Source organism: Polaribacter sp. WD7, from assembly GCF_003335085.1.
GTDB lineage: Bacteria > Bacteroidota > Bacteroidia > Flavobacteriales > Flavobacteriaceae > Polaribacter.
The window spans coordinates 173430-189258 of sequence record NZ_QPEJ01000016.1; the positions used below are offsets into that span (position 1 = coordinate 173430).

The window sequence follows — 15829 nt, forward strand, 5'->3', positions numbered from 1 at the left end:
GCTTATGCTCTTAATTTTAAGTCTTGCATTATTTTATTAAATTCTTCTGTTGTTGGGGTTACATATACTTTATCATCAACAAACAGGGTTGGAAATTTAACAACTCCGTTGTACAACTCTTTACTATGCGCTCTTGCTTCTTCATCCTTAGAAATATCTTTGTAAGTGTAAGAAACACCTGTAGAATTTAAAAAGTTTTTAAAGGCAACAGTGTATGCATGCCCTTGTTTGCCATATAAGGTAATTTTCATTTTTTTATTGATTTACAAAGTCTTCAAATGCTTGTGTTTTTTTTAGTAAAACATCTAATAAACCTTGATTTATTACTTTTTCTTCTTTGAAGTTGTCATAAAAATTAGGAAAAGAAAAACTTACCAATTCTTTAGCACCCATTCTAGAAAATCTTGCTATACCAGCTTCTAAAACAGATATACCTCCTCTGGCTCCAGGTGAAGCTGCCATTAATAGAAGTGGTTTATCTCTAAAAACGTTACCTTCTACTCTAGAACCCCAATCATAAATATTTTTAAATGCTGCTGTGTAAGAACTGTTATGTTCTGCTAGAGATACAATAAAACCATCATACTCATCAAACAAAGCAGAAAATTTCTTTGCATCTTCTGGAAGACCGTTTTCTTTTTCTTCATCTTCACTATAAATTGGGAGACTAAAATCTCTTAAATCTATAACTTCAAAAGCTGTATTTCTCAAATTTTGAGCCGCAAAAATTGCCAATTGTTTATTTATAGATGTTGAGCTTGTACTACCCGCAAATGCCAGTATTTTTTTCATATCAATTATTGTAATTTTTTATTTGTAAAATAAGAAGTCAATAATAAAATAATTGCCACTATTGCTCCCCCTTGTTCTCCATCATTAGTCATAACATGTGCAAAAAACGCTAGCAAAAATGCAAAGAAAAAACCTGAATACGCCCATTCTTTTAATGCTCTATTACCTGCAAACCATATTACTATAATTCCTGAAATTTTTAAAATAGCATATGGATAAATTATATAGGTAGGGTATCCAAAATTTGTGAATAATTTTGCCACCTCTTCATGATTAAAAAAATACATACCTGCAGAAAATAACATCAACAAAGTTAAAAGCCCAGTAGCGATATAATAAGTTATTCTTATTGCTTTCATTTTACATTATTTTTTAGAATTAGATTACAAAGTTACTAAATAAAATTTTATTTACCAAGGAAAATAAATCCAAGGAAATAAACTACAACTTTTCTAATTTTAAATACTGCAAAAGCAGTATAGTTCTAGCATCTATAATCTTTTGTGTTGCTATCATTTTAAAAGCTTCTGCAAAAGAAAACTCTAGTACTTCTATCTCTTCATTTTCAGATTCAAGCCCCCCTCCGTTCTTAGTTTTGTTTACCTCTTTATATGCTCCTATAAAAAGATGAACTCTTTCTTTTACCAAACCTGGCGATAGAAAAACGGTACTTATTTTGGTAATCTTATCAATTTTATACCCTACCTCTTCCTCTGTCTCACGAATAACACAATCTTCAGGAGATTCTCCTTCATCTAAAGCACCACCAACAACTTCTATAGAAAAACCATTAGAAACACCAGCAACAAAAACAGGCATTCTAAACTGTTTAGATAAAATAACTTTTTTAGTTTCTAAATTGTATAACAAAATAGCCACTCCGTCGTTTTTACCATAAACCTCATGCGTTAAGTTTTCAGTTTTACCGTTTTTAAAGGTAAAATTAAAGTTTACGTGTTCTAATGTTCCCCAAAAATTTGAAACAATTTTAGATGAGAGTATTTTTATCTTTTGATCTATATTCATGTGTTAAGTTTTTAAGAGCAATTTCGTTAAAAGTTTTAGAAATAAAGAATAATTTTACAATTAGATACCATTTTAAACTTTCTACAATTTTTTAGGTCTAATATTTTAATACAATACTATGTTATAACTAAATTCTTTCTATTTTTATACAATATCTAAATAACAAATAAAGCATTGAAATCTAAATTATATATATTCTTACTTTTATGCTCTTTTATATGCATAAAAAAAGTTAATGCACAGTTAAGCCAAAAACATTATATACCACCATTAACTACAGCAGATTCAAATAGTTCTAACCCTAATGAACAGTTTATATACATTTCTACACCCAGCAATCAAAATATAAATTACACCATAAAACAGATTGGTTCTAATAATGATATTACAGGAGTAGTATCAAAAACTAACCCTATAGAATTTTTTATTGGTGATGGGGCAAGCCAATTATTTGTCAATGCTAATGAAACCAGTAGAGTTCATAACAACAAAGGGTATATTATAGAGGCAGAAGGTGGTCAAATTTATGTTTCTGTTAGAGCAATTGGTGGTGGAGGTTCTCAAGCAGGAGCCTTAGTTAGTAAAGGTAATGCTGCTTTAGGAACAACTTTTAGAGCGGGTATGTTTGACAGTCAGAATCCGCAAGACAACTATTTAAATTTTATTTCTGTAATGGCTACAGAAGATGACACTAAAGTTAATTTTTCTGATTTACCTAGCGGAATTTCAATTACTAATTTTAATGGAGGAGCAAACATTCCTGAAATAACATTAAATGAGGGTGAAAGTTATATTGTAGCTACAAATTCTGATGAAAACCTTGTTAATAGAGATGCATTAATTGGTACCTTAATTCAAGCCGATAAAAATATTGTCGTAAATTCTGGTTCTGCCAATGGTAGTTTTGGTTCTGGACAAGCTAGAGATTATGGTATAGATCAAATTGTAGATGTTTCTAAAGTTGGTACAGAATATATTTTTGTAAGAGGTTTAGGTGCTGATGAATGGGAAAATGTATTAATTGTTGCCCATGAAGACAACACCAGAATAAACGTTAATGGCAACTTTTTTGACAGCATAAATGCGGGTGAGTTTGCTATTATAGAGGGAGACCGATATTCTAGTAATGAAAATATGTATGTTGCTACAAGTAGACCTGCATTTGCTTATCAAGGTGTTGGTGGTTTAAATAGAAATGGTAGCCCAAGTGAAGCTAACCAAGGTATGTTTTTTGTGCCCCCATTAAGTTGCGAAAGTAGAGGTAATGTAGACAATATTGCAGCTATAGATCAAATAGGTAATGTCACTTTTGATGGTGGTATTACTATTGTTACCAATAGTGGAGCTAACATACTTATTAACGGACAACCAATTAGTGCATTTTCTCCTGATGGACCTAGTACTGTTACCGGAAACAATGCCTATGTAACCTATAAAGTTACTGGTCTTTCTGGTAATGTAAGTGTAGAAAGTAGTGAAGAATTGTATTGTGCCTACTTTAATCAAAATGGAGCTGCTACTTCAGGGAGTTTTTACTCAGGTTTTTTAACGGCTCCAGAAATCAATTTTAGCACCACCATAACCTCTCTTGGAAACTGTATACCTAACGTTACATTAAGTGCTTCTAACACCAATTTATTTGATAGTTTTAGATGGGAGTTTTTAAATGAAATTACAAATATTTGGGAATCCAGAAGTACATCCTCTTCTTACATTCCTGATGTTCCTGGTAGGTATCGTTTGGTAGGTAATGTAGACTGTAATCCTACAGAAGATTTTATTTCTGATGAAATACCTGTTAGTGCTTGTCCTGATGATTTTGATAATGACTTAATCATCGATAATTTAGACTTAGATTTAGATAATGACGGTATTATAAACGATGTAGAATCTCTAGGTAACGCTTTTATTAACCTACTTGATATTGAAAATCCTGAAATAATTTTTCAAGATAACTCAACAAATAATAGTATTATTTCTAGTCAATACAGAGATAGTGAACCCAGTAATTCTCTTACCGGAGACAATAACGGTAATTTTCAATCTACTATTACTCCTGCTGTAAATTCTAATTTAGAATATGTACTAAACTTTACGCAAAATGTAAATTTTACAATAACACAAGATATTGCTAGAGACCACGAGATTACAGAAGGTGAATTTTTTATTATAAAAATTGGTCCAAATAACAAAAACGTTACGTTATTAGACCCAGATGATCAACTTTTAGTAGATACTAATTTTGATGGAGAATTTGAAACTGGTGTTACCACAATTTCTGCTTCAGAAATTCATTTTAAATACAAAGCAAATACTATAGGTGCAACAAGTTCTTTTGAGTTTTTAGCAGATCAAGTAAGTAGCATAGAATTTATACATCAATCTACAGGTATTACAAATACCTCAACTTTTAATGGAACAATTCAACTAACCTATTTTTTTAGAGATTCTGACGGAGATGGTATAGAAGACGCTAGAGATAATGATTCTGATAATGATGGTATTCCAGATTTTTTTGAATCAGTAGCAATTTCTGGCATCACTTTAAGTAATTTAGACATTAACCAAGATGGTATAGATGATATTTTTGATACCCTTACTTCAAACCAAGATACAGATAATGATGGTGTAGCTAATTATTTAGATTTAGATGCTGATAACGATGGTGTTTATGATCTTATAGAAAGCGGTGTAAACAACACACTTGATACTAATAATGATGGAATTATTGATGATGCAATCTCAAATTCTGGAACAAACGGACTATACAATCCTATAGAAGATACTATAGATTCTGGAACTATCAACTTTACACTAAGAAATTCAGACGCTAACTCAGAAATTGTTGCTAATAGAGATAGTTTATTTGATTTTGTAGATTTAGATGCAGATGGTGATGACTGTTTTGATGTTACAGAAGCTGGTTTTACAGGAAATGGTTCTGGTGTTTTAGCGCCTAATCCTCTAGATGTAGATGCTAGTGGTAAGGTAAATAATACAGACGGATATAACAACCCAAATAGTGATTATAGTACTTCTGCTCCTATTATTGTCACATCCTTTAATGATACTGTTATTTGTGAAAATAATTCAGGAAGTATCACTATCCAGACAAATGCAAATAACGAAATGCAATTTAGTTGGGAACAATCTACAGATGGTACAAATTGGAACGTATTAAGTAATAACGCTACTTTTATGGGGGTTACTACCAATATATTACAAATAACAAATACGCCAATAAGCTTAACAAACACTCAATACAGAGTTGTATTAACAAGAACAGGAAATAGTTGCCCTAGAACATCAGACCCTGTAACACTCACTGTTAATGCTTTACCTAATATTATAAATAACCCATCTACTTTACAACAATGTATTAGTGCTTCTAATGCAAATCCTACAGTAAACTTGACAAATGCCGAGGTTAATATTTCAGACACTTCTAACGTTACTTTTGAGTATTACACAGACGCTAGTGCTACTTCTAGAATTACAGACCCAACCGCTTACCCTGTTGCAGTAAATACAACAGAAACAGTATTTGTTAGAGTTATTTCTGACGAAGGGTGTTTTGATACTGCTGTACAGCTTGATGTTAATGTTGCTCAAGTTTCTGATAACCCATATAATGATCTACAACCCCCTGTTTGTGATGATTTTTTACAAGCAGATGGTACAAATGGTCCAAACAATAGCGATACAGATAACATTACAACGTTTATGTTAGACAAAACGAGTATTGAAAATGGAATAAATCCACCAGCGAATACAATAATTACGTATTATGAAAACATACAAGATAGAGCCAATACATTAAATGAAATTAATATTACCAATTTTAGAAATGATATTACTAAAAATGATGTAACTACTATTAATGGAGGCATTCAATTTCCTATTTACTATAGAATTACAAGTACGCTTAACAATAATTGTGCTGGTCTTGGACAGTTTATTGTTCAAATAAATAGTGTCCCAATAGTAAGTAGTCCTGTTTTAACGCCTATTGAAGATTGTGATACTGGCGCCATTGATGGCAATCAAAATAACGGACGTAATTCTGGTATAGATTTAACCATAAAAATTAACGAAGCTTTATCTGGTACTGGTCAAAATACTACAGATTTCCCTGTAGAATTTTATAAATCTCAATCTGCAGCATTTATAGGAGATACTAGTAGCAACGATTTTATTGCAAACCCTAGTGATTACACAAATGATGTTCCAACAAATTTTACTCCAGGAAACATATCTGTGCAAACTATATACTTAAGAGTAGAAAATACAGCAACAGGGTGTTTTAATGCAAACGCAAGTTTCGATATTATTATCAATCCCGCACCTGTGGTTCCTAACGTTATTACGCCTTTAGAAGTTTGTGATATTGGCTCTAATGATGGTGCAACAAGAAATGGTTTGGCACAAAATATAGATGTTAGTCAAAAAGATATTGAATTAACAGGCAGCGTAAACGCTTCTAATTTTACAGTAACCTATCATAAAACCATAACCGATTTACAAGATTTAAATTCAACAGGAATAGACAAATTTAGTTACGAATCAGATTTAAATAGAGTTACTATAAATACAACCACAAACGTTAGTGAAGAAAATCTATTTGTTCGTATTGTTAACAATAGTACAGGTTGTATTTTTGATGAAGGACAAATAACAATTATTGTTAATCCAGAACCAGAAAGTCAAGTTGTATCTAACCTTGCTACTTGTGATAATAATGAGGATGGAAATGACACCAACGGAATAGTTCAAAATATAGATTTAAATGGAAAAATTCCTGAAATTCTTGGACCAAATCAAAACCCAAATGATTTTACAGTAAGTTTTCACTTGAGTCCTGCTGATGCAGCTACGGGTTCAAGTAGTCTTTCTTCTCCATATCAAAATTCAGCTCCTCTAGAAACAATTTATGTACGTATTCAGAATAAAAGAACAAGTTGTGTAAATAGTGATGCTTTTTTTCAAGTCATAGTCAATCCTTTACCTGATTTTGATATCACAACTCCGCAAATATTGTGTTTAAATGATATTCCTCTACGAATAAACGTCGAAAACCCAGCTGATGCTTATAGTTATGTTTGGAAAGATGACCAAGACAACACTATAAGTACCTCAGAATTTGCAGATATTTCTGCTGGAGGAATCTACACTGTTACAGCAACTACTACAAACGGAACATTATGTTCTAGAGAAAGAGAAATTGAAATCATAGAATCTAACCCTGCTCTTTTAAACGAAAGTTTGATAACTATTATTGATGAATCTAACAACATTGGCTCAGAAGATAAAATTTCTGTAATTATCAACAATACAAATAATGCTCTCGGAATAGGAGATTATCAATTTGCCATTAGAAATGATGATACCAACACAAGAATCCCTTTTGTTGGGTTTCAAGCAGAACCTATTTTTGAAAACTTAGAAGGAGGTATATATACCGTAATTGTAAATGATAAAAATGGTTGTGTGCCTGATGCCGAATTGCAAATTTCTGTAATTCAGTTTCCTAAGTTTTTCACTCCAAATGGAGACAACACAAATGATACTTGGACTGTTAGAGGAGCAAACCAAACATTTTTTCCGAATAGTAGTATAAACATTTTTAACAGATACGGACAGTTAATTGCAAAAGTAGCTATAGATAGTGCTGGTTGGGATGGTATCTACAATGGCAAAGTACTACCTTCTGATGATTATTGGTATAGTGTTCAATTAATACCTGTAGATACTACCAAACCACCCATCTTAAAAAAAGGACATTTCTCATTATTAAGAAGATAAATAACACAAAAGAGGTTTTGCAAAAAGCCTCTTTTTTTTATGGTATCTTTAAGAAGATTATTTCTTAATTTAGCTACAAATTACAAATCAATTCTATGGATTTAAACTTCAATAAAAACGAAGATCACAACAAACTTTTAGTTTCAGATTTACGCAAACGTTTTGTAAAAGTAAAATTAGGTGGAGGTCAAAAAAGAATAGACAAACATCATGAAAAAGGAAAACTAACAGCACGAGAAAGAATTGATTACTTGTTAGACAACAATACTAAATCTATAGAAATTGCAGCTTTTGCTGGTGAAGATATGTATATCGAACACGGAGGATGCCCTTCTGGTGGTGTCGTTGTAAAAATAGGATATATAAAAGGCAAGCAATGTATTGTTGTTGCCAATGACGCTACTGTTAAAGCAGGGGCATGGTTTCCTATTACAGGAAAAAAGAATCTTAGAGCTCAGGAAATAGCTATCGAAAATAAAATCCCAATTATTTATTTGGTAGATTCTGCAGGGGTATATTTACCTATGCAAGATGAAATTTTTCCTGATAAAGAACATTTTGGTCGTATTTTTAGAAACAACGCCATCATGAGTAGTATGGGTATAACGCAAATATCTGCTGTTATGGGCAGTTGTGTTGCTGGTGGTGCATACTTACCTATTATGAGTGATGAAGCCATGATTGTAGATAAAACAGCTAGTATTTTTCTTGCAGGTAGCTATTTAGTTAAAGCTGCTATTGGAGAGTCTATAGACAATGAAACCTTAGGAGGAGCTACAACACATTGTGAAATTTCTGGAGTTACAGACTATAAGGCTAAAGATGATAAAGATGCATTAGATAAATTAAAGTTTATTGTAGATAAAATAGGTGATTTTGAAAAAGCTGGTTTTAGTAAAACAGAAGCTTTTCCTCCTAAAGAAAATGAAGAAGATATTTTTGGAATTTTGCCAAGAGAAAGAAATGCTCAATATGATATGTTAGAGATCATAAAGCGTTTGGTAGACAATTCTGAATTTGAACAATATAAAGAAGGCTACGGAAAAACCATTTTAACGGGTTATGCAAGAATAGATGGTTGGGCAGTTGGTATTGTTGCTAACCAAAGAAATTTAGTAAAAACTAAAAAAGGAGAAATGCAGTTTGGTGGTGTCATTTATAATGATTCTGCAGATAAAGCTACTCGTTTTATTGCCAATTGCAATCAGAAAAAAATTCCTTTGGTATTTTTACAAGACGTTACTGGTTTTATGGTTGGTTCTAAGTCTGAACATGGCGGAATCATAAAAGACGGCGCTAAAATGGTAAATGCAGTTAGCAATTCTGTAGTTCCAAAATTTACCATAATAATAGGTAATTCTTATGGAGCCGGCAACTATGCTATGTGTGGTAAAGCATATGACCCAAGATTAATTGTTGCATGGCCTAGTGCAGAATTAGCTGTAATGAGTGGTAATTCTGCTGCGAAAGTTTTATTACAAATTGAAACCGCTTCCTTAAAAAAGAAAGGAGAAGAGATTACCCCAGAAAAAGAAAAAGCACTTTTTGATAAAATCAAGTCGCGTTATGACAAACAAATCTCTCCGTATTATGCTGCTGCTAGAATATGGACTGATGCCGTGATTAACCCTTTAGAAACCAGAACATGGATTTCTATGGGTATTGAAGCCGCAAACCATGCTCCTATTGAAAAACAATTTAATATGGGTGTTTTACAAGTTTAAAACTGAGTTTTTTTTATTTAAATGACAAACATCACATGTAGAGATTTTGTCATCCTTTATTTTTATCTAAACCTAACACACTAAGCAAATGAGTAAAGCAATCTATGTAACTACCATAGAGTCTAATAGCGGAAAGTCTCTAATTTCTTTGGGTTTATTAAGAATGATGCTAACCCGTTCTTCTAAAGTAGGCTACTTTAGACCTATTATCAATACCAATACAACTGATGCTATTGATCATCATACCAATACCGCAATAAACTTTTTTAACCTGCAAACTAGTCATGATGAATGTTTTGCTTATCATCAGTATGAAATTGTTAACTTACTCAGTGACGGTAAACAAGATGAAATTATTCATAATATCATCAAAAAATATAAAGAACTTGAAAAAAAGTTTGATTATGTTCTAGTCGAAGGCACAGATTTTTCTGGTGAAGGTGGTTTTACAGAAGTTGATGTAAATTTAATGATTGCCAAAAATTTAGGCATACCTGTATTAATTGTTGGCGCTGGAAATGGTAAAAAGAAAAAAGATTTTATCAATACCATGCAAATTACCTATAACGCTTTTATTCAAAAAGAAGTAGATGTGGTTGGGGTTATTGCTAATAAAATTGAGGCTGATGAAGTTGATTTTATTCAAAATGAGCTCAATGCATTTATACCAAGTTCTGTTTCAATAGACATCATTCCAAACATAAAGTTTTTAGCCTATCCTACTGTAAAAGAAGTTGTAGAGGCTTTAGAGGGCACTATTTTATTTGGAGAACAATTTATAGATAATTCTATAGGTAGTTATAGTATTGGTGCAATGCAATTGCGCAATTACTTAACTAGAATTAAAGAAAATGCGCTTGTAGTTACCCCTGGAGATAGAGCAGATATTATTTTAGGTGCTTTGCAAGCCAATGCCTCTAGCAACTATCCTAAAATTTCAGGAATTATTTTAACAGGAAGCTTGGTTCCTGAAAAATCTATTTTAAAATTGATAGAAGGTGTAGAATCTACGATACCTATCATTTCTGTTAAAGGGGGTACTTTTGGTATTTCTAATAAAATTGCTGCTGTACAACCAAAAATATATGCTACCAATAATCGTAAAATTTTGTTGGCATTAGATACGTTTGACAATTATGTAAATGTAGAACGTTTAACAGATATTCTTTCTACTTTTCATTCAGAAAGATTAACCCCAAGCATGTTTCAATATAGTTTGTTACAAAAAGCAAAAACCAATCGTAAACATATTGTATTGCCAGAAGGCTATGACAATCGTATTATTAAAGCAGCAGCTCGTTTACAGCTTTTAAATATTGTAGATTTAACGCTATTGGGAGATAAAAAACAGATTCAACAAAAAGCAGATCAATTGGGTTTACAAATTGATTTAGAAAAAATAAAGATCTTAAATCCAGAAGACTCAATTCATAATGAAGATTTTGGAAAAACCTTATACAATGCCAGAAAACATAAGGGTATGACAGAAACTACTGCACATGATTTAACAAGAGATGTTTCTTATTACGGTACCTTAATGATACTAAACGGTTTAGCAGATGGTATGGTTTCTGGTGCTGTACATACTACAATGCACACTATAAAGCCTGCTTTACAAATTATAAAAACCAAACCAGGTGTTTCTGTGGTGTCATCTGTATTTTTTATGTGCCTTTCAGATAGAGTTTCTGTTATGGGTGATTGTGCTGTAAACCCAAATCCTAATGCAGAACAATTGGCAGAAATTGCACTTTCTTCTGCTGCCTCTGCTGCTGCCTTTGGTATAGAGCCTAAGGTAGCAATGCTATCTTATTCTTCTGGTAGTTCTGGAAAAGGAGAAGAGGTAGAAAAAGTTAGAAAAGCTACAGAAATTGCGAAAGCAAAAAATTCGCAATTAAAAATTGAAGGTCCTATACAATATGATGCTGCTGTAGATATGTCTGTTGCCAAAACTAAAATGCCAAATTCTTTAGTTGCAGGACAAGCATCTGTACTTATTTTTCCTGATTTAAATACAGGAAACAATACCTATAAAGCTATTCAAAGAGAAACAGGTGCATTAGCAATTGGGCCAATGTTACAGGGTTTAAATAAACCAGTTAACGACTTAAGTAGAGGTTGTACAGTAGATGATATTTTTAATACAGTTTTACTAACAGCCATACAGGCAAATCAACAATAACATGAACATTTTAGTCTTAAACGCAGGATCATCATCATTAAAATATCAATTGATAGAAATGCCTTCTCAAAAAGTAAAATGTGTAGGTTTGATAGAAAAAATAGGTTTTGATGATGCTATTTTTACTCATCAAAAAAATAGTGAAAAATATACTAAAATATTACCCATAACAGATCATAAACTAGGTTTACAAAAAATTACAGCAACGTTGTTAGATACATCAATTGGGGTAATTAGTACTGTTGATGATATAACAGCGGTTGGACACAGAGTGGTTCATGGTGGCAATAAATTTAGTAAAACTACCTTGGTAACTCAAGAAGTAAAAGACAACATTAGAGAATTGTTTGATTTAGCTCCACTACATAACCCTGTAAATTTAACAGGAATAGAAATTGCAGAAACCATTTTTACCTCCGCAAAACAAATTGCAGTTTTTGACACCGCTTTTCATCAAACAATGCCACAAAAAGCATATCAATATGCAATTAAGAATGTGTTTTTACATAAACATCATATTAGAGCTTATGGTTTTCATGGTACAAGCCATAAATATGTTTCTGAAAAAGCTATTGATTTAGTAAATAAAAAATCTTCTAAAATTATTACCATACATTTAGGTAATGGCTGTAGTATGGCAGCAATAAAAGACGGAAAAACAATTGATACTTCTATGGGATTTGGTCCTATGAACGGATTGATTATGGGAACTCGCTCTGGAGATATAGACCCTTCTGTAATTTTCTTTTTAATGAAAAAGTTAGACAAAACTGCCCAAGAAGTAAATACTCTTTTGCAAAAAGAATCTGGAATGTTAGGTTTATCAGGATTTTCTGATTTACGCGAAATTTCTAAAAAAGCATCTGATGGCAATGAAGATTGCAAAAACGCCCTACAACTTGCCGCTTACAGAATTCAAAAATACATTGGGGCTTTTGCCGCTGCTTTAAACGGTTTGGATGCCATTGTTTTTACAGCAGGAATTGGAGAAAACTCTGATTTAATGCGAAAATTAGTCTGCCAAAATTTAGATTTTTTAGGAATTGATTTAGATGAAGAAAAAAACTGCCTTAGATCTAAAGAAATAAGAGAAATTCAAAAAGATTTAGGAAAAGTAAAAATAGTTGTGATTCCAACCAATGAAGAAGTTGAAATTGCAAAACAATCTTATGATTTACTAAAATAAGTACGTCTCATTTTTCAAAAAAAAAGACCATCCAGGATTTTAAAATCGTGAATAGTCTTTTTCATCATAAAATTTTTCTCTATTTTTTTACAATTCTTTTTGTAGCAATTCTCCCATCAATCGTATTTACTTTTAAGATATATAGCCCGCTATCAATATCTTCTAGGTTTATGCTATTAGAGAAAGATGACATAATTTTCTTTCCTAAAATATTATAAACTTCCATATTTTCTAAAGAAAAACCTGTATCATCAATAGTTAATTTAGAAGTTGTTGGATTTGGGTATACTTTAAATGCAAATGAATTAAATTCGTCTCTACTAGCTGTAGCTCCGTTATAGTTATAAATTATTCTACTGTCTTCAGATGTTTTATTTAGAATCTTGTTTACAAAATTATCGCTCTCCTCAGGAAAAATTTCAACACCATACTTATCATTAAAAGGATGTATAACATTACTCATTAAAACAGTTGTATCGTATTGGTATGTATCAGGTTTAAAATTCACAATAGTTCCTCGATCAGAGTATCCACCAGTTTCTCTTATAACATTGTTATTAGAATCGTAAGAATAATTATAAAATTCTTCTAATTTAAAAGAACCATTATCATCACTACTAAAAAATTCTTCTTTAATTAATCTATTATTAGTATCGTAAGTATATTCATCTTTCCCTCCATTAACCCATTTTCCATCTTCATAATCCTCAGAGGTTATCATCGTTAAATTAACTCCCGTATAAATATATTTTAATCTTTCAGATTTTTCATCCTCTAAAACCCATGCTTGCCCATTCCAACCATATAATATGTAACTATCTATTCTATTTTGATTATAAGAAATCTCTATTCTAGACTCTCGTACCCAATTACCATCTTCTAACTCAAAAGAAATTACTAGTGTTGGTAAATTATTCGTATATGTATATTCATTTCTAAAATCTCCAAAATTTTCTTCTATCACTCTATTTGAACTATTATAAGTATATGTAGTTGTTTCTAATACATCAAGGTTACCGTCAGCATTATTATCGCTTAAATATTTCTCTATAACTACGTTACCTTTAGTATCATAAGTATACTCTGTTTTAGAGTTTATAGTCCATGTAGAACCATCAAAAAATTCATCAGTAGTAGATGTTAAAACGTCTTGGGCAAACACTGAAAAAGCCGCCAAAGACAAAAATAAAAATGTAATTTTTTTCATGATTAGTTAAGTTTGAATTATTTTTTTCAAACATAACTACTACCACTCATTTTTTTGATACCTACAAATAGGTAAATTAACGTGAGTTCGATATAACTTTTCTATTATACAAGTGTTATTTAACTGAAAAATAGATGATTGTCATTTTTAACTAAACAAAGTGTAGTTGAGAAATCTCATATCCATAGCAAAATTTCTCCATTTCAATCAAAATGGCATTCGTCTTAAACCATAAAAATAGTAATGACCAGATAAACAAAGTTTTTTATACAAACTCACGTTAAATCATAAAAAAGCCCTCTTAACAGTAAAAGGGCTATAAATTATAATTTAGCTTGTCTTTTGTATTTTTTTGGAAACTTTACTATCGGCTTAATAATGATATCTTTATAATAAGCTTCTGCAGCCTCAGATTGAATTTGAATTTTACCGCTGCTAATAGATCTTGTTTTTCCATCAATATCATAACGTGCATTTTTAACAACATTAACTACATGACCGTTTACGATATGCAAACTGGTATCTTCTACACAAATCAATTCAAAAGTATTCCATTCTCCATTTGGCTTTTCAAAAGATTTATTTCTTTTTACATAAGAAGAAGCAAATTTTTTACTTTTAAAAGAATGTAATTTTGCCTTAGGATTATACACAAATTGTTTTTTTCCTGAACTTGTTTTTTTTCTTTCAGAGGGCACGTCTCCGTACACATCTCCTAATGCATAAAAATCTCCACAATCTCCTTCTTGTACCTGAAACTCTAAACTATACATCCAAACATTCCAAAATGCACCTAAAACCCCTTGACAATGATACAAAATACCGTTGTCCATTTTTCGTTGTAATCTAGGTTCCCACTTTTTAGTTCCCCACTTAAATTTCGCCTTCAAATGGTAATTACCATACTCTTCTTTTGTAGATAATCCTCCATAAATTTCGCCAGATATTTTAAGAATTGTTTCTTTATTTTCCTCTAGTGTAGAAAAAACTTTTTTGGGATCATTATGAATACCTAAAGGTTTGCCAGATTTACCATCATCACTTTTCTCAACACCTTCAATAGCAATAGATTTATGAGGAGAACCTATAAAAACATCCCACTTACTAAGATCTTTATCTAATAAATTTTGCCATCCTTTTTTTAACGGAACATCAATTTTCTTTGCAGCCCACTCAACTCCATTTTTAACATGTTTTATAAAATCAGGATTTGCATAAATTTCATTGGTATGCCCCATACCTGTATAAAAAACACGTCCGCCTTCGTAGTAATGATACCATGAAATTGGATGGGATTTATCTTTCTTTTTACCTTCATAAGATGTATCATCTAAAGTCAATAAGACGTTAACCCTTGGTAAAACATCTTTTGTAAAATTGTACCACTCATCTTTTACAGTAAAGGTATTTTCAAAATGAGCTATAGATGGATGGTTACAACCTTTATGAACATTTAATCTTGCCGATTGTACTTTTGGATGATTTTTAAAATATGCCCCAATCATTTGATAATACCATGGCCAATGAAACTCTGTATCTGTTGCAGCGTGCAAACCTACAAAACCACCTCCGTTTTGAATGTATTTTTTAAATGCTTTTCTAGAAGCTTCATCTAAAACATCATGTGTTGTGTTTAAAAAAACAATAACATCTATGTTATTCAATTTTTCTGTAGTAATATCAGATGGTTCTTCAGAAAACTGAATATTCCAATTCTCTTGAGTTGCCCATGTTTTAAAAGCTTGTTTTCCTGTAGGAATAGACCTATGTCTAAAGCCTGAAGTTTTAGAGTATACAAGTACATTTATTGAGTTTTGAGCAAAAAAGGTTTGCATACCTATACCCAAAACAATTAGTAATATAATCCTTTTTTTTACCATTGTTTTATTTTTTGGTAAATATACTTTTTC

Annotated in this window: 10 protein-coding genes; 4 read left to right on the forward strand and 6 right to left on the reverse strand. The window is 31.5% G+C overall.

Going from position 1 to position 15829, the window contains the following annotated elements:
- Positions 1-2 precede the first annotated feature (2 nt).
- The 4 genes from DUT90_RS04820 to DUT90_RS04835 form a co-directional block, all read right to left on the reverse strand.
- Positions 3-251: a glutaredoxin domain-containing protein gene (locus DUT90_RS04820; protein WP_114425920.1), complete on the reverse strand. Its 249-nt coding sequence runs from the start codon at positions 249-251 to the stop codon at positions 3-5.
- Positions 252-255: 4 nt separating this feature from the next.
- Positions 256-792, reverse strand: coding sequence for an NADPH-dependent FMN reductase (locus DUT90_RS04825; protein WP_114425922.1), 537 nt, complete (start codon positions 790-792; stop codon positions 256-258).
- A 5-nt stretch (positions 793-797) separates the two neighbouring features.
- Positions 798-1151, reverse strand: coding sequence for a DoxX family protein (locus DUT90_RS04830; protein WP_114425924.1), 354 nt, complete (start codon positions 1149-1151; stop codon positions 798-800).
- 82 nt (positions 1152-1233) lie between these two features.
- On the reverse strand, positions 1234-1818 hold the full coding sequence (locus DUT90_RS04835) for an NUDIX domain-containing protein (protein ID WP_114425926.1): 585 nt from the start codon (positions 1816-1818) through the stop codon (positions 1234-1236).
- A gap of 174 nt (positions 1819-1992) precedes the next feature.
- On the opposite strand from DUT90_RS04835, the gene DUT90_RS04840 reads away from it, so the two are divergent.
- The 4 genes from DUT90_RS04840 to DUT90_RS04855 all read left to right on the forward strand — a co-directional run bounded on the left by DUT90_RS04840 (position 1993) and on the right by DUT90_RS04855 (position 12712).
- Positions 1993-7620: a T9SS type B sorting domain-containing protein gene (locus DUT90_RS04840; protein WP_114425928.1), complete on the forward strand. Its 5628-nt coding sequence runs from the start codon at positions 1993-1995 to the stop codon at positions 7618-7620.
- A gap of 95 nt (positions 7621-7715) precedes the next feature.
- On the forward strand, positions 7716-9344 hold the full coding sequence (locus DUT90_RS04845) for an acyl-CoA carboxylase subunit beta (protein ID WP_114425930.1): 1629 nt from the start codon (positions 7716-7718) through the stop codon (positions 9342-9344).
- Positions 9345-9432: 88 nt separating this feature from the next.
- Positions 9433-11526 carry a phosphate acetyltransferase gene (pta, locus tag DUT90_RS04850; RefSeq protein ID WP_114425932.1) on the forward strand — a complete coding sequence of 698 codons (2094 nt, stop codon included), beginning with the start codon at positions 9433-9435 and terminating at the stop codon, positions 11524-11526.
- 1 nt (position 11527) lies between these two features.
- On the forward strand, positions 11528-12712 hold the full coding sequence (locus DUT90_RS04855; protein WP_114425934.1) for an acetate/propionate family kinase: 1185 nt from the start codon (positions 11528-11530) through the stop codon (positions 12710-12712).
- Between the two features lie 79 nt (positions 12713-12791).
- Here DUT90_RS04855 and DUT90_RS04860 read toward each other — a convergent pair whose 3' ends face one another.
- Positions 12792-13919: a T9SS type A sorting domain-containing protein gene (locus DUT90_RS04860; RefSeq protein WP_114425936.1), complete on the reverse strand. Its 1128-nt coding sequence runs from the start codon at positions 13917-13919 to the stop codon at positions 12792-12794.
- Positions 13920-14242: 323 nt separating this feature from the next.
- On the reverse strand, positions 14243-15799 hold the full coding sequence (locus DUT90_RS13475) for a ThuA domain-containing protein (RefSeq protein WP_258848499.1): 1557 nt from the start codon (positions 15797-15799) through the stop codon (positions 14243-14245).
- Positions 15800-15829 lie beyond the last annotated feature (30 nt).